Genomic DNA, 536 nt, shown 5'->3' with positions numbered 1-536 from the left:
ACCTCGATGCGGCGGCGCAGGAGCATGGCTACGATAACTTGATGACGGCCATCAGCTATGCCGACGAGCCTGCAGTGGCGCGCTTTCAGGCGGACGGAAAGGCATTTAGGGCGTGGCGCTCTTTGGTATGGGAATACGCCTACGAGCAGCTTTCCGCGGTGGAGGCGGGCACCCGCGAGGTGCCGACGCTGGAAGCGTTCCTGGCCGAATTGCCTGTGCTCGAGGTGCCGGCATGACGCTCGATCCCGGCAAGTTCGCCGCCGGCGTGGCCACCCGCCAGGTCAGCCGGTGGGAGTTCACCCTGCTGGAACCGCTGGTATTCAACGACCCGGTGCACGGGATGCTCGAAGTCCCGGCCGGCTTCACCAGCGACCTGGCGTCTATCCGCATCCTGCGTGAGGTCTGCCGCTGGGGTGCCATTGGCGCGCTGATTGCCGGCGCGGTGCTGACGTTCGTCTCCTGGCTGGCGCCGCTGCTCTGGATCATCGCCGTGGGCGCTCTGGCGCTGTATGGCATCTGCGCCGGCTACGGCATGC

The 536-nt window shown here is 66.6% G+C and carries 1 protein-coding gene and 1 pseudogene; both read left to right on the top strand.

All coding sequences use genetic code 11. The features are described 5' to 3' along the window. The coding region (locus tag HAQ05_RS28060) for a hypothetical protein (RefSeq protein ID WP_190427687.1) at nucleotides 1-236 on the top strand (236 nt) is incomplete at its 5' end. Further along, a pseudogene (locus tag HAQ05_RS28055) lies at nucleotides 233-536 on the top strand (DUF1353 domain-containing protein); the annotation flags it as partial. The gene HAQ05_RS28060 and the pseudogene HAQ05_RS28055, both read left to right, overlap by 4 nt.

Origin of the sequence: Pseudomonas typographi (assembly GCF_014694385.1) — a bacterium.
Taxonomy (GTDB): Bacteria; Pseudomonadota; Gammaproteobacteria; order Pseudomonadales; family Pseudomonadaceae; genus Aquipseudomonas; species Aquipseudomonas typographi.
Note: the sequence above shows the minus strand (reverse complement) of the source record. Positions and strands in the feature narration are given on the sequence as shown.